Here is a 22,141-nt window from a genome sequence, read left to right as displayed (position 1 = left end):
CTTCGTTTGCACATAGAACGAGGTAAGGGATCAGTTTGTGACACACTTATATTTATTAATTTTGTTACCGCTACATGTGGGCGTCAGGAGCCTTAAGTCTGATAAGCCCGAATACATTGTCTATCGTATTGTGCAAATACCTCTTTTATATATTCCATGGTGTCTAAATTCCGATTTGTCACACTGCGTCTTATGTGCCAAATAACAATAGCCTGGAACTTACTTTGCATCATATCTGAAAAAAGACCGCATTACGTGAGATAAATCAAAAAAATTGAAATTTGTTCATTTATTTTCAATTTATCTCGTTCCAAATATCATGAGTATCCTTCCATCTTCTTTTGCAAGAGCAATATATATGACACCGCCAAAACATCCCGGAGGAAGAGTTCCTTCGATAATCCAAGCTTCTGCAATAGGGTTATAGCTGATAGCGAAGGGAGTTTCCTCCAAAAAATGGGGATAATGCTTTGCTAAATAGGAGAAGATTGCTGTTGCAACTGTATGTACATCTGTAAGCTCACCAAAAGCAATTTCATCTCCAAACCGATTTTTCTGGAGAAGAGTGTCGCGATCGGCGAAATAAAGTTCAAACCTCCCATATAAATTCTCATCATCCAAATCACGTTCTACAAAGCCATATTCGATGACTTTTTCCTTTTGATAAACGTTGCGTTTGCTCTTTTTCTTATAGTCGGCCCGTACGGTAATTTGATTAACTCGAAGCCGGTCACGTTCTTGTTCCTGCTCCGCCATTAATTGCTCCAAAGCATCCATAAAGCTCATTTTGAATCACCCTTAAAGAGATTGTTGAGATCAGGAGGCACCTACGCCTCCATCTCGAAAAAGAACCTCATCCCAACTTGGTAGTGGGATTTGAGGTTCTTTGCATGCCCGGTCATGATCGAGTTTCGGACTGTTCGGTCTAGGTGGTCAGAAAACGAGCCAATCGCTCGATGATCCGCTCATGCGCCTGCAAAAATACCCCATGTCCGGCGTCCGGCACCATGAAGAGCTGGGCATCCGGGATGCGTTGAGCCAAAATTTCTGCGTGGGCGGGGGTGAAAATCCAGTCCGCTTCTCCGTGAATGACCAGCGTTGGAACGGAGATGGCAGGCAAACGATCGTAAGAATCGAAGCTTTGATAGGCAGCGTCATGAATGGATGCGGTTCGCTGATCAATGGGATAACGCTGCATGAGCTTCGTCAATTGTTCCATCAATGCCGGGTTATCTCGAATGAACCACTCCGGGAAAAGGAGACGCAGCGAATCCTGAGGCGAAGAAAGGACAACTTTTCCACTAATGAGCTCAAGCATCTGCGAAGAAAGCGCGGCGCGTGTTACGCCGGAAGTAGTGCAAACCAGCACCAGCTTTTCCACGCGATCCGAGCTCTGAAGCGCGACCTCTTGAGCAATCATGCCCCCCATCGATTGGCCTAGTACGTAGGCTTTCTCTATTTGTAGCTCATCCATTAACCCCACGACATCCGTGGCCATGTCCGCAATCCCGTACTCCTCCGCCGAATTGCCGCTGCGTCCCGAACCCCGATTATCCAGCATAACGAAGTGGTACTTGTCCGCCAGCGCGCTCCTCGTTGCCGGATGCCACCAATCTAGATTGCTGTCCTTACCTTGAATGCCGATCAAAGGAAATCCTTTCCCTTCGGTCTCATAATAAATCGGTATGCCGTTTGACGTAAACATCGCCATTCGATCTCCTCCACCTCGCCGTTTTTTAACAATTATTTCCAGTCTGTAGGTGTGTAACTAATATAATGGAACCGCCTTCGAAAGGAAACGTGCAAAAAAGTTCAACTGGGACGAAGGTCATTCGGGTATGTTCTCTTTTAGGGGTGCAAACGCGCAGGGACGCAAATTTACGTATAACGAATCCCTCGGCATCACTACCAATCACGTTCACGAATGGCTTCTTCTGTATCTATTTCGATACCAAAAAAGGCTAAAATATCTTCAACAGTTTGTGCAATTGATTCTCTCGCAACTGTTTCAATTTCACTGTCATTTTCGTCAAACTCTTCTGCAATATCATTGATTGCATTAATAGCGAAATCAAGCTTTACTTGAATTTCTTCGATATCTTGATGTCAAGTAAAACCTGAATCCTTTTTTTTCAATTATAACCTAATACAAACGCAGGTAATAGATTCACTATTGAATTAATCTACCCATTAGCTTAATCGTTAAGTTCTCCACTTTCATGCAAGCCGTCGGGAAATACGCTTTTATCATAAACCAACCTCCTCATTTTAGTTGACTCAAAAATCATTCCGTTATTCTCCTATCAAAATACAGATGTACTTTTCTTAATAGATTCTTAATGAATTGCAGTAAATATGTATTTCTCTATCTATTATTGATATGATTTGATCGTGATCAAGATTGGCTTTATTTCGCTGAAGTAGGAGGAATGATTCACCATCAATCAAATTTTAATAGTAGACGATGAACCCGAAATTCGTCAGTTAATTAGGATGCATTTAGAACAAGCGGAACTTCAAGTCATAGAAGCCAGTTCAGGACGACAAGCTATTCAATACTTACAGGAATATGCCATAGAATTAGTGATATTGGACCTCATGATGGATGATGGCAACGGGTTCGAGGTACTGCAGTATCTACGGGACGCAAATATGGAATCATTAGTAATTGCGCTTAGTGCAAGACGAGAAGTGCAGGACAAAATCCTGACGCTCGGATTAGGTGCAGACGATTATGTCACAAAGCCTTTTAGCCCAGTGGAATTGGTTGCTCGTGTGCAAGCACAGTTAAGAAGACATCGACCTCATTCTTCTTTTCCTACCAAGATTCTACGTTTAAACAAATTAGTGCTGGATATCGATAATTATTTTTTGCGATATGATGGAAAATCATTTTCTGTAACCCCGGTAGAGTGCCGACTTTTAGAATTGTTCATGCAAAATCCAGACCGCGTTTTAACCAAAAGAGAAATTTACAAGCGGGTATGGAATCATGAAAACTTTGATGATAACAATTTAAGTGTTTTTATAAGCAGACTGCGAAGCATTCTTGAACCCACGGAGGGCTCGCCTCATTACTTTCACACCATACGTGGAATCGGTTACAAATTCTCAGGAGATGGACAATGAAAAGTCAAACAAAGCTTTGGCTATTTATGCTCATTAGTGCAATCATTAGTGTTCTTCTGTTTTCTTCACTTAGTCTCGTTATAGGTAAAATAGGAGATAGCGGTTATGATCTGAAAAGCCTGAACGCCATCTCGCAAGAAGTCCTTGATACGATTGCAACCCGTCAAGCTTTTCATATCGAAGACATAACACCAATACTGGATAATGCTCATAGCAACCATCCTGATATTCGTTATGAATGGATTTCAGCAGATGGATCGACGATCTATGATACCTTCGGAGAAAAGAAAACCTATGATTTTGGGCAGCTTGCGAATCGAATGCTTCATATGCCTCAGAACCTATGGGGGGTCAATAAACCGGTTACGCTTACTTATTCCATTAGCCAAGGGGATCAACCCTATTATTTGCTAATGAGCTTTTCCAGTGACGACATGAAACAAGGGCAAATTTATTTTTTCATGCGCACTTTTAAAGCCATGTCTACTTTTATGCTACCGTTAATCGTTGCTTTATTAATTCCCTATCTGCTAGCTCTATGGTTTTTCTCTTCCATGAACAACCGAATCAATAAGCTCAATCATGCTATTGGGCAGCTTAACCTCCAAAGTGAACTCACTGTACTAGAGGATACGAAAAAGGATGAGATTGGCCAACTCACTACGCATTATAATGCCATGGCTCGCCGTATTCAAAATCAAGGCGAACAAATCAAGCAATTTGACACCAGACGAAATGTGCTGTTATCCAATCTTTCCCATGATCTACGCACCCCGCTAACGATGATTTTAGGTTACGCAGAAACGATTCGCGCTGGTTTGTATAAGGATGAGAAGGAACTGCAAGCGAGTGCCAAAGTTTTGCTGCAGCGCTCTCGTTATATCGATAAGCTATTAGATCAATTGTTAGATATTACTAGGCAGGATGAGGGGAATTTAGAGCTTCTTGTTGAATTGCATAATGTATCTGAAAAGATGCGAAAAATTGCTGCAGAATACCTGATGTTTCTTGAGGGGCAAAACTTCACTGTTGAAGTAAATATCCCGGACGAGGATATCCAAGCCTGGATTGATGCCTCCCTAATCGAACGTGCGCTGCGAAACCTGTTGGACAACGCGATCCGTTACGGATCAGAAGGCCATTATCTTGAGGTCGGGCTTACGGAAAAGGATGATGCCCTATTCATGACGGTTATCGATAAAGGACGCGGCATTCCCTTACAGGATCAAAAGCATGTTTTTGAACGGTTCTACCGTGTCGATGGCAGCAGAAAAGGCGAAGGACTCGGCATTGGACTATCCATTGTCCAAGAAATCATTTCCCTCCATGACGGATCAATTACCTTGACGAGTGTCCCTTTTGAAAGAACAGTATTCGAGGTCCAGCTGCCAAATCTTCAGCGTGAACAATCAAAGTCATAATAGGTAATGTAATAGGGCACCCAAAAGGTGCCCTATTATCTGTTAATCATGTTTCTGATAACGGTGATCGCTTGCTTTAACCCTGCTTACTCTTTTGATTGATCATCTTTAGCAGAATTGTTACGGCCTCCGCTCTAGTTGCCTTATCATTAGGAGCAAATTTATTCGAACCTTTGCCTGATATAAGGCCAAGCTTCTTCAACACTGCTACCTGACCCTTCGCCCAGCTTGGAATATCTGCGTCGTCCACGAAGTCGGTTACCGTATTGGTTTCCACCTTCAGTGCTAGCGCTTTAGTGATCACAGCCATCTCTGTGCGTGTAATTTCTGCATCTGGAGGGAACTGCCATCCGAGTAGCCTCTAACGATGCCCGCTTGAACCGCTTGCTCTATCGCTTTCTGCGACCATGTTCCAATCTTCGCCGAATCGGTGAACGTAACCTTCGCTGCTTCCTCTTGCGGCTTCAACGCCTTCATGAACATCACCACAAATTCGGCCCGAGTGACGACGGCATTCGGCTTAAACGTGCCATCCAAATACCCATTCACGAATCCGTTCTGTACGGCCTTATTGATGTCGGATGTTGCCCAGTGCCCGGAGGAGGATGAGTCTATTTGCTTACAGAATGTGTCCTTACTGAATTCCGCAATGTAATTACTTTCTACGGTATCTGAACGCCTTGTTCCCCGTCGCCCGTAGTTTTACCGGTTGCATGATTAATTGATGCTTCCTGAATATAGCCAAACGCCCAATGCGTCGCAGGGACGTCCGTCCATTTCGGATTCTCACTGCTTAGTGGACCTCTCTCAAGCAGCTTACTAATCATTGTAGTGGCCTCAGCACGGGATAATTCTGACTCCGGACGGAACGTTCCATCCGGATAACCATTAATAATGCCGACTGCTTTCGCACTTACTATCGCTTTTTGCGCCCAATGGTCATCCACATCAGGGAACATACTTCCATTGAAGTTAACTGCAATATCGCCCTTCATTCGGACAACCATACTTGCCATTTCAGCCCGTGTGATGGTTTGCTCGGGTTTAAAGCTGCCGTCCGGATAACCCTCCATCAATCCCATTTTCGTCACACGATCAATTGCATCCTTCGCCCAATGTGCCGCTGGAACATCCGTAAAGGAGATGGATGTTGCCCTCATTTCTTTATCCAGCACCCTTGCGGCTATAGTCGCCATCTCTGCACGGGTAATACGGGCATCAGGTTTAAACAATCCGTCTGAGTATCCGGAAACGAATGCTTTGTGAGATGTCGTATTGGCTGTTGCTGCCTTATTCCAATTTTCCATGTAAACAATCGTAAACGTACTAAATTTATTGATTACAAAGCGAATGCCTAATTTATCTGACTCATCATAGGTGACGATTTCGCCTTTGACAAACTCTTTCGACCCGTCGCTATGCTCGATGAAAACTCCCAAATCGTCTAATTGCTGCTTAGTCAGCGATACTTCGCCTAAAGGCAGTGCCAGTGTAACCGGACGGTTCTGCAGATTCGTTTCAATGATCATCGGACGACCGATCACGTCCGCGCTCTTGCTGCCAGTTCCAAGCTGTACCTTCTGCTCCGCTCTTGCACGCTGCTCAGTTTCCTTGCGCTTTTCCTCTTCTTTCACTGGAACAACACGGAAGTAAATATCATCCTTTAATTCCTGCATGGAATGGCTTGGAATGTTAATTCGCACATGATTAGTGACAAGCTCGATCCCTACGCCACTTCTTCCCAAAAGTTCAGCTGAAGCTTGCGGAAAAGTAACATTCAATTCCGACACTTCATCTTTTGTATCAGGTATCACGATTCGAGCTGATGAAGAACCGGCTGCCGCAAGTTGCTCCACCAGTTTAGCGACTTGCTCCGTTGTGAAATTGAAGTCGTCCTTCTTTTGACCCTTTGCGTCTGTCGTACGTCTGATGATCACTGTTGATACAACGGTTTTATTTGCATTTCCTGCATTTTCAACATTCGCCGTAATGAATTCAATTTGTGAAGAGTTGCCACCCGAGCTAGAAGAGCCAGAAGAAGTTGCCCTTAACTCAATGGCAGCCGAAATCACTTGTGTTGCCACATTACCTGCTTTATCTTTGAGCGCCATATACACGGTCTTTGTACCGCTGCCGCCTGTCAGGGTCCATGCTTTGGTTGCGGCAACAGCTTCCCATGCACTCCAGTCGACATTATCATTGGAAAACCTCATCTGTATATCTCCCGAACCGTTGCCATCTGTACTTGACACCGATAATGCGACTGCTGCCGTGGCGGTCGACGAAGCGCCGCTGTTGATAAGGAGTGTCCCTGATGGCGGTACGTTATCCAAGATCACGCTGCTTCCGTCGGTTGTTGTGCTTACTGTATTTCCAGCATTCCCAACCCTATCCGCATAATCAATTGTAAACGCTACAACTCCTTCAGTTTCAATTCCCCTGAATGTATACTTAGCCGTGTAAACAGAGCTGCCAACACTTACAACGTCTGCAGAATGACCTGCTATTACAACGGTAGGAAGTCCGTTTAAGTCTTTATTCGCCGTAAATGTCAATGTCACCGTGTCTCCAGCTTTAGCTAAATCCGAATGCGGATTATCGCTGGATACGTTAACTGCTGATAGTGTAGGGAGCACAACCGCTTCCGGTGTCACGACCACTTCGTTGGAGTATGTGCTGCTGGTTACTGTACTACCCGCCTTGATTGCAAAATAATAGGTTGTGCCGTTCGTTAGATTTATCGCGTTGTAATGATAAGTAGTGCCCGATACAGTCGCTACTGGTGTGTGACTATAAGTATTGGATGCAGTTCCTTGATAAATATTATAATAAGTAGCTCCGGTCACAGAGCTCCACGATATCATGGCCTGCTGATCCCCAACTATTGCTGTCACATTCGCAGGCGCTGAAAGCGGCAATAACGTCCATTTTGCATATAGCGTAATATCTGTTGTTATTGTCGTTGATTCAAAGTCGAACAGTGACGTCGTCTCAGTATCGGTATACCAACCAGCGAAGGTATAGCCGCTCCTTATCGGCACTTGCGGTTGATTGGCTTTAGTATTAATTGGCACAACTTGGCTGTTCACAGTCGTTCCACCCTTGCTGTCAAAGCTAACTGTTCTGCCTCTTTTGTACACGCCATTACCTGCCACAGCAACGAAAGTATTTTTCCCGAAGATGACGTCCCTATAATTCCCTAGCCCGGGTGTTGCAGTTTCAATTTTCCAATTAATACCATCACTTGAAGTAATAATCGCACCACTCATGCCTACTGCAACATAGAGCCCGCCGTTGCCGCTGTCATAGGCCACTTTATTAAGAGTACTGTTGACAGGAGAGGTTACGGCTACAGTTGGTAGAAGAGGACTTGTATCGTCTGTACGAAAAATTGTTCCGCCATCACCGACCGCAATGACTTGGTTGCCATCCGACGCTATACCATTTAAACCACTCACATTGGTAAGCGATACGTCTGAATCCCATGTGGTTCCCGTATTGTCCATAGACTGTCTAACTACTCCAACTCCGTGGTTTATATTGCCAACTAAAACAAACCGGTTACCAACATATGTAATGTCAGCATAACGGGGAGCACCCAATCCAACTGTCGTATTACTCCAGGCTGCACCTGTGGAAGATTGTACAATCCCTCCGCTATTAGATGAGGTTGCCAGATACTTGTTATTCGCATAAGCAATTGAAGAAAATTCATAGGAATTATAGTTTGTACTGCCGGTCCCGGCACTCCAATTTATGCCGTCACTTGAATAGATGAAAGAAGCTCCCGTCTTGTAATCTTCCCGTCCAGTTGCGGCATAAAATTTTCCATTTAAAAATTTAACGGTATTGAGTCCCTTATTGGTCTGGGCACTCACATCCTGCTGCGTCCAGGTCACTAAGTCCGGTGAGGTGTAGATACGCCCGTTTAGCCCTGCTCCTACATAAAGGTTATTTCCATATGCAATAGCTCTCAAGCTCACTGGACTTGTTAATGTCCAATCGTAGGTTTCTTCGGCCGAACCCGCCTTAGCTGGAGTCGGTGCAAATAGCCCTGAACTAATTAGTAAGGTGACGATTATAAAAATGGACATGCTTCTTCGCAAATAATGCTGCAACTTACTCACCACTTCCTATGTTATTAAGCGTTTCTTCTTTTACACTCCTTGTATTTTAACAAGTATTAAAACGACATTTATTAATGAAATCTTAATGGAATTTCAATACCTTGACATTTTCTCGATGAAAAGTTTGACATTATGCTCTGCATAACTTAATGCGGAAGATCGTAGTGGATTATTAATGGAAGCAGGAGAGGAAGTGTACGGGTCTATCGGCGAAAAATGCGAAAGGAGCTGTCGGGAAACATAAAACATCCCAGGTTCAAGTTAAAAACAAGGATTATTTAGAAGTTGGTACTAGCTTTCCTTCTATAATTCATCAGCAACTAACTCCAACTGTGTAAACAGAAACAATGAGAAAGTTTCAAAGTCCTTGAGGAGCCTGTGGCAATCGTCCATACTCACAAAAATCATATTTGAATCATGATCGAAATTCATATCCACGGCAAATATTTTTTCAAACTGCTTATCTGTCTCCGCAGTTCCGTAATGGTGTGTTAGTAAATTGCTCACTTCTAACCATTCAATTACCCTTTTATACTCAGAGCTCTTGCTTATTTTCAATCTAAAAAGTGCATCAAGATAGTTGGCGACATTTCTAACCCCGCTCCCATTCACATCTTTATGACTGACCCCTATCTCTAAAGCCCTTTGCACCACCTCGCATAGTAAGATAAGGTGGTACTCAAACCTGCCACAAGTCGTAATCATCAGTCCGCTATGGAGAGAGTGGATGATATCAGTCTTCGCAACTGCTTCATCTCCTTCGAACTCGAAATAATCCGCAGTAGTTAGGTTGCTTAGGGAGTTGACAATCCCCATCTGTTCAAACCTATTCTGTAGAAAACTAAGATTCTTCTCTTGTTCAATGAAATTAAGGAACTGATGTTTATAGGTCTCTATGCTCGAAAGAAATTCATCTCTGTCGAAGATCATTTTCGCATCCTCCTACTCAAATTTTTCGCCGTCACTTGTGATACGGTTCAGCTTAACGGGTTTATCGGCGAAAAACGGAAAAAGAGCTGGTCGCGACAGATCAGCTTAAGCTATTCGTTATTCATGATAAGTTCAGCTCACGATGACTTCTCTGGGCAACATATTACCATGATATAATTTATGAAAACTTGTATTTCACATGGAAAGAAGAAACTTCAGTCGGGAGCGTGATGAAATGCCAAGAGGAAACAAGAAAGTAATAACTAAATCGGAAACTTTATTCCCCGCCGTAATTGAGCAGCATATCAGGATAATAGCCAATGCGATATGATCTTAAAAGCGCAAAAGAGTTGGCTATTCGCGTGTGTGTCGCCACTGGTGCAAGCAAAGCGGTAGCCATCTCTCTCGCTGAGGCAACTGTCGCTGCGGAATGTTCCGGTAGGAGTTCGGTTGGATTTGCTCATCTTCCCGACTATCTGGAAGGCTTTTTGTGTGGCCGCATTGCTGGCACAGAAGAACCTGCGCTTTGCTTTCCAGCCCCTGCTCTTATTCAAGTCAATGCTAAAGGAGGGATCGCTCAACTTGGCTTTGATCGTGCATTCGAAGAATTGCTAACACGGGTAAGCACTTATGGTGTAACCGTATTTTCGTTACAAAACAGCTATACGGCTGGAGAGTTGGGCTATTACGTAAGGCGGCTTGCCCGTAAAGGATTGGTAGCGCTGGCTGCGACCAATGGATCCGCTTTAATGGCTGCGGGACAGAGCAGCGAGGCTGTTTATGGCACTAACCCGTTCGCATTCGCCGCGCCTGTCGACAACAGGGCACCCTTGGTTATCGACCAAGCATCTAGCGCCACGGCGTTTGTAAATATTCGGCAGGCGGCAGAACGGGGGGAAGACATCCCTGAAGGCTGGGCCATCGATGAAAAGGGACACAACACAACAGATTCGCGTGAAGCGATCAAGGGAGCTTTACTTGCATTTGGGGGTGCTCGTGGTGCTAATATCGCACTCATGGTTGAAATACTCGCGGCAGGTACGACAGGTGCGAACTGGTCACTTGATGCTCCATCCTTTGAGGAAGGGAGTCACTCGCCTGGTGTAGGCCTGTTCATTGTGGCCCTAAATCCCCAACTACTCGCTCCCGATTTTTCCGCTCGAATGGCATCACAGATCGAACGACTGTCCTCCAAAGGTATTCATATCCCCGGAGACAGCTGTACTGAGGATAAAATTGAAATCGACCTTCCGCCTTCACTTGTTGCGACCCTTGAGAAGTATTGTTTACATTAACGAATATTTAATCTGTCATAACGGCGGGGCTATCGGCGGAAAATGCGCCTAAGTGCACCGCGCGGCGGCATTGCTGGCCTCAAATACAACTTGCGTTTTTGCAGTCCATAAGCTCTGCAAAGTAACCGAATTACTGCCAAAAACCACGAGGGCCGAAGCAGCGGGGCAATTCCTTCATAATCCCTCTCAAATCATTCACCGAAGTCAAGTTTGTAATTAGTCCCGCTCCTCCTCTATGCTTTACTCGAATCCCGAAACTAGGCAGAACATGAATTTAGATTCCCACTTCTCAGCAGGCTCCTACTTTTACTTACGAATTACCACCAATTCCATACACGCCATATTTGAGTAGCCCTAAAGCTGATCATCTCATTCACTCTTGACAAGTACATTACCAAGCCAAGCTTGGTTTCCTATTCCCTTATCGGGACCATTGTATAGCCCGAAATGGACTATCTCCTCTGTACTGCGCTAGCTAAAAGTACTTGCCCTTAGTTAGGAATCAGCTCATGCTGATTCTTCTATATTTTTATAATATAACTTCCAATTACACAATGATTCCCCCGTTTCAGTTTACTTCCCGATGGCCCGTCTCTTCACCCTCTACACCCCAATTTTTCGCCGTCACTTATGATAAGGTTCAGCTTAACACCTCTAACGGCGAAAAATACGAAAGGAGCTGCCGCATCACAGGATTATCGACAGTTTCTGCTCATGAAATGAAATAAAACTCAATTCAAAGCAATGATTCCTGGACGAAGTAATTCAGAAAGGCTTCGGGGCACAAGATCATAAGACGAGCATGTGGAGCGTGATGAGATCGATAACACCTTGTTCATCATTTGCTGAACATGTAACAAAAAGCGTAACCCCATCGAACCGCCCATTCGATAACCGAATAAGCGGTTTTTACATTCTACTTCTCCTATTCCTGCTCCTTTATCACCTGTTCAATTAATATTTATTCAAAATTTGGTATTCACCTTTGTCGAAGGTTTCCTCTAAATAATTCTCTCCCCATTCGCACAATGCAAGTAAGATCGGTGCCATTGACATTCCAAGTTCTGTAGCTGAATACTCAACTTTGGGCGGGACTTGATTGTACATTTTCCGGATAATGATTCCGTCCTCTTCAAGTTCTCTTAATTGCTGGATCAGCATTTTCTGTGTTATCCCCTGAATCATCCGCTTTAGCTCGCTTGTTCTTCTGGGTTCCTTTGTTAAATGATAAACAATGAGCGGTTTCCATTTCCCCCCAATGATACTCATCGCGACTTCAAGAGTACAATAGTACGTTCTCATTCCTCAACTCCCCTTTGTTGGTACAATTATTTCTTTTTGGTGACTATATCACTAAAAAGTCTGTACTTCTATTATTGACATTTTTAATTCATAATAGCAACCACAAGCCAATGAAAGCTGCAAAGTTAAGATATGAATCTCAATTAGGGGGGAGTAAGTTATGGGGATGGGAAAATCAACCGGAGTACCTTTGAGCATACAACAGAAGCTTCTGGTTTTTGCTTTAGTTCTACTGACATTCGTCACGGGAACAAGCGAATTTGTTATTGTCGGATTGCTGTCCAACGTTGCATCCGATTTGGAAGTAACAATCTCGGCGGCAGGAGCGCTTGTATCCGGGTTTGCCTTTGCGGTTGCCGTCGGCACGCCTATTGTGACTGTTCTTGTCAGCCGTTATCCCGCTTATCCGCTAATGCTGACGTGCATGTTGATCTTTATTGCGGGCAATATAACCAGTGCGCTTTCCTCGGTTTATCCTTTGCTTATGGGCGCAAGGGTGGTTACCGCCGTTGCGTGCGGACTGATGCAGACGATAGCAATGACGGTTGCCAGCGAGACAATGCCTGCCGAGAAAAGAAGTACGGTCGTTTCGCTCATATTCGCTGGTTTTACTATTGCAAGTGTGCTGGGAGTTCCGCTGGGAACCTGGATCGGGCAAGCAGGCGGTTGGAACATGGCTTTCTGGTTCACAGCTTGTCTAGGTGTCGTTGCCTTGGCGATGCTCTCGATTACACTTCCAAGAAATCTGAAGGGCACCCAAAACTCATTCAAAAGCCAATTCGAATTATTGACACAATCCCGAATAGTATTGGCTTTTTTCGTCCCAACGCTAACCATTGCCGCCACTTATGTCGTGTATACTTATATCACGCCTCTATTGGAAAATGTGTTGCTTTTCCCCGCCAGATATACAAGCCTTATCTTGCTGATCTATGGAGTCGCCTCAATAATCAGCACATTGTTAGCCGGTAAAATTGCTATTCGCAACGGATTGAGCAAATTACGATTTGTTTTTATCATTCAAGCCATAATTCTTGCCTCTCTTTATTTCACAATACATTTTGCCGTTCTCGGATTGATAAATATCTTAATCATCGGTCTTGTCGTTTACTTATTTAACGTGACATTTCAACTGTACTTGATCGATTTGGCCAGGGAATACTCTCCCGCAGCCAAGGTGTTCGCCGCTTCTTTGTTTCCTGTATCCGTTAATTTAGGCATTGCTGCAGGATCTGCCTTTGGTGGACTGGTTGTGACCAACATTGGGCTTCTCCACACCGGATGGATGGGGAGCGTGCTGGCATTGGCTGCATCGATTCTTACTTTTATTAGCTATCGGTTTTATAGGGCCAAATAACATTATTGTCGGCCATCTTCCTACATCCCAGTTATTACGCCGTTACTTATGGTACGGTTCTCCGTATCACTCTAACGACGAAATTACCATGTACCCAAAATGAAACGACCGTTCCCCAGTAAAATATCGGGAAGCGGTCGTTGCGTTAATATTATCTAAAGTAACTTAATCAGCTCTTCTAGCTCATGAACCAATCCTTTTGCAAGTTCAAAATCAGTATCTTTTAAAGCCAATTCTATTTTCATTTCAACTGATTTTTTACTCTGTTCCGTTTCTAAATAGTCTTTATCAAAATGACTAGCATAAATCATCTGTCTAAATTTTCGAATACTCATTTTTCTAATCGTCTTATCGTCAATGATTAATACATAATCCATACCATTCACAACAGAATAGAAATCATGAGATATCATAAGAATCGCACCCTTATAGTCTTCAATGGCTTTTTCCAGCGCGATTTGTGTATAGGTGTCTAAATGACTTGTCGGTTCATCAAGAAGCAATACGTTTGCTTTACTGGCAGAAACTTTAGCCAATTGAAGCATATTTTTTTCTCCACCGGATAAAGATTCTATCTTTTGATTAACGATTTCTCCTTCAAAGCCATAGTTTGAAATATACGATCTGACCTCATCATAAGTGTTAAACCCAGCATCGATGAATTCTTCTAATATGGTATTAGAATCATTTAGCATTTCACCTTGAAGCTGTGATAAATAAGCCACTTTAGCATCCGCATTTATTTCGATTGAATCATGATTGTTGTTAAAGATTTCTCGAAGTAAAGTCGTTTTTCCGGTACCGTTCGGACCGATAATAGCCACTTTATCCGTAGATTTTATCTCAAAGTTAACATTGTCTAAAAGCAACTCATCAAAGGCAACACTATAATTTCTGACATGTATAACAGTGGTATCTTCAATTTCATTATCGATACCAAAACGAATATGAGGCTGCTTAATCTCAACAAATGGCGCTTTAATTTTACGTGCTTCCAATCTCGCTTGAAAACTAACTCTAGCTTTTAGCGCCCTACCTCTAGAGGCTTCTGCATTATAAGTTGCAATAGCTCTTAGATGATCTATGATTTTCTCGTTTCTCTCAATCTCTTCCTTTTCAGCGACTGCGAGTTCTTGTAACTCAATTTTAGTCTGAAGTAATGAGAAGTTATACTCCATATATCGCCCATCAAACTCTTGGATCTCCGTGTTTTCAAGGTGTATGATTTTGTTGAAACAATGATTCAATAGATATCGGTTGTGCGTAACAACGAGCAGTATTCCTTTGTGAGCATTAATAAGATTTTTAAGCGCATATAGGTTTTCAAAGTCTAAAAATACATCGGGTTCGTCCATAATCATTAAGTCTGGGCTATTAAGCATTTCCTTCATCACTTGAATGAGTTTGAATTCCCCACCGCTCAGGTCGGATACTCTAACATCTTTTAACTTCATGAGGTTTGCTAGATTTAGTTTCTTATTAATGTTGCTTTCAAAATCTTCCCCACCGATCGAATCAAATGCGTCTAAAGCTAATTGATACTTTTCGAGTAGCGGCTCGATATCCGATGATGTTTCCATTTCAGTGCAAATAGATGTTATTTCATTTTGTATCTTAATAAATTTATCTCCGATATATTCAAAAACGGTTGTTTCTTTCGTTCTGTCTAGTGGAGAGAACTGACTTACATACCCAATTGTGCAATCGGGGTCCATCTCTAATTTGCCATCGAAAAGATATCTCTCTGGGTCCATCAGTATATCGATGAATGTACTTTTCCCACTGCCGCTTGTTCCTATAAAAGCGCAATGTTGTGCTTCTTCTAACGTAAATGAAATGTTTGTATATAGTTCTTTTTGCGGAAATGAGAAGGATAAGTTTTCGACTTTTATCATAGTATTACCTTTCTTTATAACCAAAATAGTGACTATTATTGGATGTTTTGCAGAACATAGGTTTTAATTTTTCCTTTGTTAGAGTAACACTGTTTACAACCGATCTCAATCCTTTCATACATAGAAGCGAGGCGGGGCATTAACTTTAATATGAATGGGGTAAGTTATTCCATCAATAAACGAATTCACGATCAGTAGGACATCCCAGGCTCTCGAAAACTTTACGCGCGGCAGCATCGACCGGCAAGAAAACCGTAATTTGCGGATATATACGGCTGCCTGCGGAAATAGATACCTGTCTGTAGCCAATGGGAACTAGCTCGCCGGAGCTTTCGATTTTGGCCAATATGGTTTGCGTATGATCAATTTCTTCCCCTGCATCCCGCGCATTTAAATATTCGCCCGCGTTATATTTCTGGAATTTAAGCAATAGTTCTTGATACCACGCGTCGTAACGGCCAATTCGGTCCGTACGATCTGATCATCGATTCGGTAGGCGGCGATACACTGGCGGCGTTACTGCCGCAACTTGCGCCTCAAGGCATTTGCGTTGCGGCGGGATTTTCCTCTTCAAATACAGCAACGATCGATATAATGAATCTAGTGAGCAGTGGAGGCACCTTGGACCGAAATTGACACCGTCTCTCGAGCTCTGATGGAGCGGAAATTCTCCGGCAAAGCCGTGCTTCACTTGGATTAAACCCTGCCTCCATAAACTGCCGCTTTACATCATTCAGAACCGAGCGTATCTTTGCCTTTTCCTTCTGTTGCAACCAGTACAATCTTGGTATCTAGGCGTCAAACTGCAAGGTGAAATGTGACTGAAGGCGTGACCATTTCACTGGAACTATAGTAATCTTTCTTTTCAATTAGGATTTTAAGGAAGTCATTTTAATTTGGGTGAGGTTTTCTAAGTTGATTTCAATTTGTAATTCGGTATGCTCATTAATAGCGATTAGGATTTTATCTTTAATTTCTAAGCTTTTTATAGGGTTTGAATTTTCAAAAAACATTCCCCATACCAAACGGTTTTCAGCATCCGTACAAGCAATAAATCCTTCATTCCCCATTTGACCATCACCGCCGCAGATTTTCCCGTCTTGATAATCAATACTGACCCATTCATCAACGACCGTCCAATAATCATCATTATACTTTGCTATGCTTTCAATGGTTGTGTCACACAAGGGAGAGCAGAACAATTTTCTTTCTATTGTGTTGGGGTTATATATGCTGTAACAATTTAAAATTGTTATAATGCCGTTCGGAAAGATGATGCAATTAATGCCGGGAAGTTCATGCTTTTCATGATTCCAATGTTCTGCAATAAAAGAATTCATAATGAATCCCCCTATATCCTAATGTACATTTGCTCCAAGCTGTTCACAGACAGTTAAGTCACTACCAGTCACGTTCACGAATAGCTTCTTCTGTGTCTATTCCGATACCAAATTATGAAGACCTTCACTGTAAACCGTTAAAACTACCGTCATTGGAATTAAGGGCGAATTTCGCCCTACTTATGATAAGGTTCAGCTTAACGATACTATCGGCGAAAAATACGAAAGGAACTGCTGCTGCGCGGTGATCTGCTTGTTCCGTTCAACTATCGTACCTGTTAGTTGCTCACGCCATGCTGAAATGCATGTGACTTTGGGGGTATTTACAGCGGACAACCTTATAATGGTAAAATATAGATATGGAATATTGGGGGTGAAGTTGTGTATGGCTGAGTACAAAGATAATAGTAAGTTGAACTTTCTATTACCGCACCTAGAATATCATAACACCTACAAAAAAACGTTCAATAATGAGGAAGAAAAAGTGAAGAAGCTCCTCCATTTTATAGTTGATCGTCCCGGCCGCGTCGCGGGGAATCCCCCTCCGCCGCTCAGGGTGCGAGCATCTTCCACGGGAGGGCGATGCCAATGAGGGATGCTGCGGAGGGCCAGCAGAAGCACGAGCAACAAGCACATATTGAGACACTGCCGCTGTTCTCCACCACGGATAAGAACGGACGGATGACTATGCTCCTGCCGGGACGTCGCGACGGACGCGCGGCTCCGCTGATGCCGTGGTTGCTTACAGCCGCTGCACTGTGGGCGCTGACAGGCTCCGTGCCGTTCGGCGCACTGCTCGGCATGGCGCCGACACTGGCGATCAGCATGCTCCTAGGTCATCCGGTCACAGTGGGGGTCGCCGTTTTGCTGCTGTTCGTCGCGATCGGTGCGACCGGCGGAGTGTACTCGCAATCGATTGAGCAGTTCGGACAGACCAGGGTGGCCGGCCTGTTCGCGACGCTATCGGTAGCAGGAGGGCTCGCAGCAGTCGCGGGAGTCCTCCTGCTCTGGACGCTGACAAGCGACCTGTCGCGCCCCTTTGACCTCGAGGCCATAGTGACATCGCCGACGATCCCGCCAGAGCTCGGCGCCGTCGTCGGAGCTAGCTTCGCCCTCTGGGCCGCCATCGCGCTCCTGCGGTTGCCCGGCTCTATCGCCCACGCCCGGCGGCGTCAGGCGGACATCGAGCGACTCCGCGTGGAGGGTTCGTCATGCACCGGGACGTTGACCGCCGTGAATTTTACTAACAGTTGGCTCTTTAATTTCCCGATGTTAACAGTTGAGGTAAATTATATCATTGACGGTGCTCCTCGTGTCGTCTCAGCACACATGCGCACCAGCGCCGACCGCGTTCCCGTCGTCGGGTCGCGAATGATCGTGCTGACCGACGATCGCGGAACCACCCACGTGGAGCTGGACCTGGTGAGTGGAGCGGCATTCGAGCCGGACGTGGGTAAGTACGCCCCGTCGGACGGTTGATTTTACGGCCCTGATGCAACATGGTTATAAGGAGTTCAAGGCAACACGGAGCTAAAGCTTCGCTTCACCATTTTTAACGCAGGACAAATTGGGCGCTCGCTCGGTATTCCAATGCGCTGCAAGTAGCAGAGAGGCATTGAAAGATCATCCGTACCACAAAAATGAAAAATAATGGATTTCCAAACGTCCCACCAACAAAATTTCGCCGTCACTTATGGTACGGTTCAGCTTAACGGATATAACGGCGAAAAATTCGCCGCAATGTATTGTGTTATCAACATTTTACCCGATTCAAGGACTATGACCAAACTTTCATGACAAACACAAAAGGCTACAGAAGCAATCCGTCGTCTGGTACTACCCGTTGGCTCAACAAGGCTGCCGTTACATGCCGGCAACCTCGTCCGGATGACTCACGGGCTTCTCGTAGACGACCGCATTGGCTTTGGCCTTTGTCACGATGTGCATACGGGCAGCGCCCGAACGGTTCCCTTCGGCTAGCTGCTACATGGATACGGCCTTTTCGGCCGGGAGCGGGGACGTTTATGCCGGAGCGGCGGCCATGTCCGGGAAAATAAAGGCATTAAAAATGAGCTAGCGGAAACGTACCGCCAGCTCATTTTTGTGCCGTAGATTTATTCTCGTTCTCCTGCCGAATATTCACCCGGGCTGACGTCCATCACTTCTCTGGAAGGCTGGATCAGCGCCATTTCGAACCTGCAAGGCCAATGCGCGTCCGGCGCCATCTCCCCGTTCAGCAAACCGGCGATCGTCTCACCGTCGCTTACCGGCACATCCGCTTCAAACAAGTAGGCCGCGACATTGAATGCATGCCGTGACACGTCGTTCGGATCCAATGTATGAAAGTGGTACTGGACATCCGGAAGTCCAATCGCAAAGAGTCCGAGTGAATCGATCAAGCTGTCTTCGGTCCCATGAATGGTAAAATAGCGGATATTCATGCCGAACTGCAAGAACCGCGCGGCTCCTTCGTACGGATTATCCGCAATTTCGGCCGTATGCAGCAATTTCCCGCTCGATGGAATCCAGATCGCTTTGCAGGTCGGGAACAGGCTTACAGCAGCCTCCAGCCAATCCGCCAATAAGGCGCTGCGCGATTTATAGTCCAGCCCCGCTGCCATGAAGTCGCTGATCAGCAGCTTATAGCGGCATTTTTGCAGAACTTCCTCCGCATCCGGCATCGTCCAAAACTGGGTGCGCTCCAAGTCGGTAATCGTCTCCGGTTGAAAAGGAGTAACGTCTGCCATCACCACCTGAGCCGGCAGTTCCCCTTCCTGGTAGGCTACTTTATAAGCCTCTACGGCAAACGACGACAATGCGTCGGCTGCCGACACGGTATCCGTTTTCCCGCATCGGGTTACTAACGCGTTCCGAACGGCTTCCGCATTCGGACGTTCCGCTTTCTCCTCAAACAACAGATACATTTGAAACAACCGCTGAAACTCACTTTTTTCATTTAAATTTTGCTGAAGCACGCGTTCGTTCTCCATTCTCCCCTACCACTCCGTTCGTATGTCGTTCCTTTGAAATAATTCAACAACAACTCTTCAATTCATTAACTGATACTTTGTTTTGGGCTGTAAGAATACTTCTTGCAGCTATTACACAGGAATCACTTAAACCACCGAACCCAGAAACCGCTATGCCAACACCTTTATGAAGTTTCTGAATTTTGAGCGCCTTGTCACCCAAGGAAGTAAAAGTATGGCCAATCGTATCATGCAGCTCACGAGCCATGCGGTAACGTTCTTGGTGACAGCTACGCTGGTATTGCCCCTATTTGGAGCATTCTCGATTTGCCTCGCACATGCAATTAAATAAGATCCCTCCATTACTTTGTTGGGAATACGATTACTAATCTTCCGGCATTTGCCAACCCGTTTCCTCATCCCAAATGGCATCCGTATCATCTAGATGCACATGCCAATCCCCATTAGAAATACTTCTTCTAATATCCGTCAAACAGGTCAACCAATAAAACAGCGCATGCAATGTATCTTCAAAATCATCTGAAAAGGGTAGCTTTGTTGAACCTGCAAAGATCACTGTCGGTTCATCCTGATCATAGTCATAAACACAAAACGTTTCTCCAATATCCTTCATTTCAAAACCCGCATCGTATTTATCAATGATGGCCGTTATCTCTTGCTCCTCACTGTTGGTAAGGTTATAGTTTCTCATACAAGTGTAATAAACAGAAATTCCCATGCTACATTTCTCCTTTTTTCTCAGTATATCAGAACTAACGTTCCCGTGTACAATTAATCCGATGCTCACTTTTTTGATCCCGTACTATTCTACTTACATTTCATTGCTAATGCCTAACACTCCGACACTCTTCGTCAGCGTATGCTCGACCGGATGTATTCGACGCGGTCTTCGATGCTGCAACGCGGAAGCTCGACTAATTCGTATCCAAGTTCGGTGTAAACGGCTGCCATCGTGTCAAAGGTTCGGCAGGCTGTCTTCAGATCCTGTTTTCGTTCGGCGTCATTTCGATAAATGTCCGGCCAGGGCGGGGCGATAAAGACGCGTTTATTGTAGCGAAATAATTCGCCAGCGCGCTGGATATGAAACGGAACATCTAAACCCTCCAGTCGAAGATACCCGATGACGTCAGGCACACCTCGATCAAACAGCACGGGGGCGGTATTTCCTTGCTTCAGTCCTTGTCGGTATGAACGCATTTCCCAAGATAGCATGAGCTCTGCGAAGAGTATTCTGTCTTTCCAAGGCAGAGCGGCACCGCCAATCATCGTTTGCTCCTGGATGATGCTTCGTCCCGCTTCAACCGACCGCATGAAGCCTTGCTGTTCGAGATAATCGAGGAGCGTACTCTTCCCTGAGCCAGGGCCCCCTGTGATGACAAAAAAATGGTGTCCATCTAACTGCATAAAATCCTCCTTAGATAGAGCTTGGATAGGCGAGTTCGGCCCGTCCGTGGTTTCGTTGAACGTAGAATGAATAGAGTAGGTGCGGTCAACTTTCAAGCATGCCGAGGCTATAAGCATCGGATGCGGGACAGATGAGGATTGCAGCGGCGTAGTTGTAGGCACATGCAATCTGTAAGAGGTCACTACGAAGTGATTAAATTCTATGGAGCACTATATCATATAGTCGAAAAACATGCTTCAACAGTTCTCTTTAGTGTGCCGGGGCGGTTGCCGGTCTGACGGGTAGCCGAAATGGTCGAACATGCGGCATGTCCGGTCAATGATGACGCCTAGTTTCCGGATTCGCGTAAACTGCTTTCATTTGCATGCACATGAACGAAAATCCTAAAAGGCCTGTGTTTAGCCTGCCCCTCGGCAAACTACCATTGCCCCCAAACCTGCAAGGAAAGATTCTTATTCCAAACATACGGAGGGCGAAAAAATGTTATCTTGGGAAGACGTTTTACAACTATAACGCATCCTTTGAATCCAACATCAGTGAAGACTCGGCGTATCCTGATAGCCAGTTTATTGAATTATACCAATCAGGACTAATCCAACTATATGACTGTTGGATTCGCTATTGTCACACGGGAAGCAGGACATTGTCCCTTTGCGTCATGCGGCGCTCCTCGTTCATATCGAGGACTACTTCAACCATTTATGGAATGAACTGAACAGGAAGAAGAGAGTTTGGGACGGAGCGGCTACAAACTGTTTGCCAAAAAGTCGATTTTTTTAGAGGCTCAGAATCACTCTATTCCATATGCCAACAATACTCCCTGCAGTTCCCCCCAACATTATTTTTCGCCGTCACTTATGGTATGGTTCAGCTTTTCGGGTCTATCGGCGAACTTGAATGAAAACTTATTATGATACAGTCAAATTTGTAAAATGCCCATTATGTACGCA

20 protein-coding genes and 3 pseudogenes are annotated in these 22,141 nt (G+C 44.7%); 8 read left to right on the top strand and 15 right to left on the bottom strand.

The window, feature by feature from the left end; translation table 11 throughout:
- Window positions 1-300 precede the first annotated feature (300 nt).
- The 3 genes from AC2TF6_RS00425 to AC2TF6_RS00415 all read right to left on the bottom strand — a co-directional run bounded on the left by AC2TF6_RS00425 (window position 301) and on the right by AC2TF6_RS00415 (window position 2,046).
- Entirely contained in the window at window positions 301-786 is a 486-nt protein-coding gene (locus tag AC2TF6_RS00425) for an NTF2 fold immunity protein (RefSeq protein WP_491309492.1), read from the bottom strand.
- Window positions 787-925: 139 nt separating this feature from the next.
- Complete coding sequence (locus AC2TF6_RS00420; RefSeq protein ID WP_491309491.1) at window positions 926-1,711, bottom strand: alpha/beta fold hydrolase; 786 nt, start codon at window positions 1,709-1,711, stop codon at window positions 926-928.
- Window positions 1,712-1,905: 194 nt separating this feature from the next.
- Window positions 1,906-2,046 (bottom strand): DUF5713 family protein, encoded by a 141-nt coding sequence (locus AC2TF6_RS00415; RefSeq protein WP_491311727.1) that lies wholly within the window; start codon window positions 2,044-2,046, stop codon window positions 1,906-1,908.
- Window positions 2,047-2,493: 447 nt separating this feature from the next.
- Between AC2TF6_RS00415 and AC2TF6_RS00410 the strand changes: the two are divergent.
- The 4 genes and pseudogenes from AC2TF6_RS00410 to AC2TF6_RS00395 form a co-directional block, all read left to right on the top strand.
- Window positions 2,494-2,721 (top strand): annotated as a pseudogene (locus tag AC2TF6_RS00410) (response regulator); the annotation flags it as partial.
- Window positions 2,698-2,803, top strand: a pseudogene (locus tag AC2TF6_RS00405) (DNA-binding response regulator); the annotation flags it as partial. The pseudogenes AC2TF6_RS00410 and AC2TF6_RS00405, both read left to right, overlap by 24 nt.
- Window positions 2,804-2,934: 131 nt before the next feature.
- Window positions 2,935-3,129, top strand: coding sequence for a winged helix-turn-helix domain-containing protein (locus AC2TF6_RS00400; RefSeq protein ID WP_491311726.1), 195 nt, complete (start codon window positions 2,935-2,937; stop codon window positions 3,127-3,129).
- Window positions 3,126-4,550, top strand: a complete 1,425-nt coding sequence (locus AC2TF6_RS00395) for a HAMP domain-containing sensor histidine kinase (protein WP_491309490.1) — start codon at window positions 3,126-3,128, stop codon at window positions 4,548-4,550. The genes AC2TF6_RS00400 and AC2TF6_RS00395 overlap by 4 nt, the downstream gene beginning before the upstream one ends.
- Before the next feature lie 76 nt (window positions 4,551-4,626).
- Here AC2TF6_RS00395 and AC2TF6_RS00390 read toward each other — a convergent pair whose 3' ends face one another.
- From AC2TF6_RS00390 to AC2TF6_RS00375, 4 genes are all read right to left on the bottom strand, one after another.
- Window positions 4,627-4,854 (bottom strand): S-layer homology domain-containing protein, encoded by a 228-nt coding sequence (locus AC2TF6_RS00390; protein ID WP_491309489.1) that lies wholly within the window; start codon window positions 4,852-4,854, stop codon window positions 4,627-4,629.
- On the bottom strand, window positions 4,851-5,099 hold the full coding sequence (locus AC2TF6_RS00385; RefSeq protein WP_491309488.1) for an S-layer homology domain-containing protein: 249 nt from the start codon (window positions 5,097-5,099) through the stop codon (window positions 4,851-4,853). The genes AC2TF6_RS00390 and AC2TF6_RS00385 overlap by 4 nt, the downstream gene beginning before the upstream one ends.
- 113 nt (window positions 5,100-5,212) lie before the next feature.
- Window positions 5,213-8,668 carry an S-layer homology domain-containing protein gene (locus AC2TF6_RS00380; RefSeq protein ID WP_491309487.1) on the bottom strand — a complete coding sequence of 1,152 codons (3,456 nt, stop codon included), beginning with the start codon at window positions 8,666-8,668 and terminating at the stop codon, window positions 5,213-5,215.
- A gap of 312 nt (window positions 8,669-8,980) precedes the next feature.
- Complete coding sequence (locus tag AC2TF6_RS00375; RefSeq protein ID WP_491309486.1) at window positions 8,981-9,607, bottom strand: hypothetical protein; 627 nt, start codon at window positions 9,605-9,607, stop codon at window positions 8,981-8,983.
- 320 nt (window positions 9,608-9,927) lie between these two features.
- On the opposite strand from AC2TF6_RS00375, the gene AC2TF6_RS00370 reads away from it, so the two are divergent.
- Window positions 9,928-10,902, top strand: coding sequence for an Ldh family oxidoreductase (locus AC2TF6_RS00370; protein WP_491309485.1), 975 nt, complete (start codon window positions 9,928-9,930; stop codon window positions 10,900-10,902).
- Between the two features lie 954 nt (window positions 10,903-11,856).
- Here the strand turns inward: AC2TF6_RS00370 and AC2TF6_RS00365 are convergent.
- The gene (locus tag AC2TF6_RS00365; RefSeq protein WP_317957346.1) at window positions 11,857-12,204 is read right to left on the bottom strand and encodes a winged helix-turn-helix transcriptional regulator; all 348 of its coding nucleotides are present in this window, start codon (window positions 12,202-12,204) and stop codon (window positions 11,857-11,859) included.
- 160 nt (window positions 12,205-12,364) lie between these two features.
- Between AC2TF6_RS00365 and AC2TF6_RS00360 the strand changes: the two genes are divergently transcribed.
- Complete coding sequence (locus AC2TF6_RS00360; protein ID WP_491309484.1) at window positions 12,365-13,561, top strand: MFS transporter; 1,197 nt, start codon at window positions 12,365-12,367, stop codon at window positions 13,559-13,561.
- A gap of 155 nt (window positions 13,562-13,716) precedes the next feature.
- Here AC2TF6_RS00360 and AC2TF6_RS00355 read toward each other — a convergent pair whose 3' ends face one another.
- Window positions 13,717-15,456 (bottom strand): ABC-F family ATP-binding cassette domain-containing protein, encoded by a 1,740-nt coding sequence (locus AC2TF6_RS00355; protein WP_491309483.1) that lies wholly within the window; start codon window positions 15,454-15,456, stop codon window positions 13,717-13,719.
- Window positions 15,457-15,628: 172 nt separating this feature from the next.
- Window positions 15,629-15,886, bottom strand: a complete 258-nt coding sequence (locus AC2TF6_RS00350) for a hypothetical protein (RefSeq protein ID WP_491309482.1) — start codon at window positions 15,884-15,886, stop codon at window positions 15,629-15,631.
- A gap of 29 nt (window positions 15,887-15,915) precedes the next feature.
- On the opposite strand from AC2TF6_RS00350, the pseudogene AC2TF6_RS00345 reads away from it, so the two are divergent.
- Window positions 15,916-16,156, top strand: a pseudogene (locus tag AC2TF6_RS00345) (zinc-binding dehydrogenase); the annotation flags it as partial.
- A 169-nt stretch (window positions 16,157-16,325) separates the two neighbouring features.
- Here AC2TF6_RS00345 and AC2TF6_RS00340 read toward each other — a convergent pair.
- The gene (locus AC2TF6_RS00340) at window positions 16,326-16,796 is read right to left on the bottom strand and encodes a hypothetical protein (protein WP_491309481.1); all 471 of its coding nucleotides are present in this window, start codon (window positions 16,794-16,796) and stop codon (window positions 16,326-16,328) included.
- A 588-nt stretch (window positions 16,797-17,384) separates the two neighbouring features.
- Between AC2TF6_RS00340 and AC2TF6_RS00335 the strand changes: the two genes are divergently transcribed.
- Window positions 17,385-18,275 carry a hypothetical protein gene (locus AC2TF6_RS00335; RefSeq protein WP_491309480.1) on the top strand — a complete coding sequence of 297 codons (891 nt, stop codon included), beginning with the start codon at window positions 17,385-17,387 and terminating at the stop codon, window positions 18,273-18,275.
- 635 nt (window positions 18,276-18,910) lie between these two features.
- Here AC2TF6_RS00335 and AC2TF6_RS00330 read toward each other — a convergent pair.
- The 4 genes from AC2TF6_RS00330 to AC2TF6_RS00315 form a co-directional block, all read right to left on the bottom strand.
- Complete coding sequence (locus AC2TF6_RS00330; RefSeq protein ID WP_491309479.1) at window positions 18,911-19,786, bottom strand: DUF4261 domain-containing protein; 876 nt, start codon at window positions 19,784-19,786, stop codon at window positions 18,911-18,913.
- Window positions 19,787-19,829: 43 nt separating this feature from the next.
- Complete coding sequence (locus AC2TF6_RS00325) at window positions 19,830-20,033, bottom strand: hypothetical protein (RefSeq protein WP_491309478.1); 204 nt, start codon at window positions 20,031-20,033, stop codon at window positions 19,830-19,832.
- A 117-nt stretch (window positions 20,034-20,150) separates the two neighbouring features.
- Window positions 20,151-20,504, bottom strand: coding sequence for a hypothetical protein (locus AC2TF6_RS00320; protein WP_491309477.1), 354 nt, complete (start codon window positions 20,502-20,504; stop codon window positions 20,151-20,153).
- 134 nt (window positions 20,505-20,638) lie between these two features.
- Window positions 20,639-21,190, bottom strand: coding sequence for an AAA family ATPase (locus AC2TF6_RS00315; protein ID WP_491309476.1), 552 nt, complete (start codon window positions 21,188-21,190; stop codon window positions 20,639-20,641).
- Between the last annotated feature and the right edge of the window lie 951 nt (window positions 21,191-22,141).

It is taken from the genome of Paenibacillus sp. JNUCC 35 (assembly GCF_058269095.1).
The sequence above is the reverse complement of the archived record's forward strand: the minus strand, read 5'-3'. Positions and strand labels throughout refer to the sequence as shown.

What these genes read in the sequence shown, in the direction of transcription:
- AC2TF6_RS00425 (WP_491309492.1), bottom strand. Translation starts at nt 786, where the DNA reads ATGAGCTTTATGGATGCTTTGGAGCAATTAATGGCGGAGCAGGAACAA.
- AC2TF6_RS00355 (WP_491309483.1), bottom strand. Translation starts at nt 15,456, where the DNA reads ATGATAAAAGTCGAAAACTTATCCTTCTCATTTCCGCAAAAAGAACTA.
- AC2TF6_RS00395 (WP_491309490.1), top strand. Translation starts at nt 3,126, where the DNA reads ATGAAAAGTCAAACAAAGCTTTGGCTATTTATGCTCATTAGTGCAATC.
- AC2TF6_RS00370 (WP_491309485.1), top strand. Translation starts at nt 9,928, where the DNA reads ATGCGATATGATCTTAAAAGCGCAAAAGAGTTGGCTATTCGCGTGTGT.
- AC2TF6_RS00365 (WP_317957346.1), bottom strand. Translation starts at nt 12,204, where the DNA reads ATGAGAACGTACTATTGTACTCTTGAAGTCGCGATGAGTATCATTGGG.
- AC2TF6_RS00320 (WP_491309477.1), bottom strand. Translation starts at nt 20,504, where the DNA reads ATGGGAATTTCTGTTTATTACACTTGTATGAGAAACTATAACCTTACC.
- AC2TF6_RS00340 (WP_491309481.1), bottom strand. Translation starts at nt 16,796, where the DNA reads ATGAATTCTTTTATTGCAGAACATTGGAATCATGAAAAGCATGAACTT.
- AC2TF6_RS00330 (WP_491309479.1), bottom strand. Translation starts at nt 19,786, where the DNA reads ATGGAGAACGAACGCGTGCTTCAGCAAAATTTAAATGAAAAAAGTGAG.
- AC2TF6_RS00375 (WP_491309486.1), bottom strand. Translation starts at nt 9,607, where the DNA reads ATGATCTTCGACAGAGATGAATTTCTTTCGAGCATAGAGACCTATAAA.
- AC2TF6_RS00325 (WP_491309478.1), bottom strand. Translation starts at nt 20,033, where the DNA reads ATGGCTCGTGAGCTGCATGATACGATTGGCCATACTTTTACTTCCTTG.
- AC2TF6_RS00360 (WP_491309484.1), top strand. Translation starts at nt 12,365, where the DNA reads ATGGGGATGGGAAAATCAACCGGAGTACCTTTGAGCATACAACAGAAG.
- AC2TF6_RS00400 (WP_491311726.1), top strand. Translation starts at nt 2,935, where the DNA reads ATGCAAAATCCAGACCGCGTTTTAACCAAAAGAGAAATTTACAAGCGG.
- AC2TF6_RS00335 (WP_491309480.1), top strand. Translation starts at nt 17,385, where the DNA reads ATGAGGGATGCTGCGGAGGGCCAGCAGAAGCACGAGCAACAAGCACAT.
- AC2TF6_RS00420 (WP_491309491.1), bottom strand. Translation starts at nt 1,711, where the DNA reads ATGGCGATGTTTACGTCAAACGGCATACCGATTTATTATGAGACCGAA.
- AC2TF6_RS00315 (WP_491309476.1), bottom strand. Translation starts at nt 21,190, where the DNA reads ATGCAGTTAGATGGACACCATTTTTTTGTCATCACAGGGGGCCCTGGC.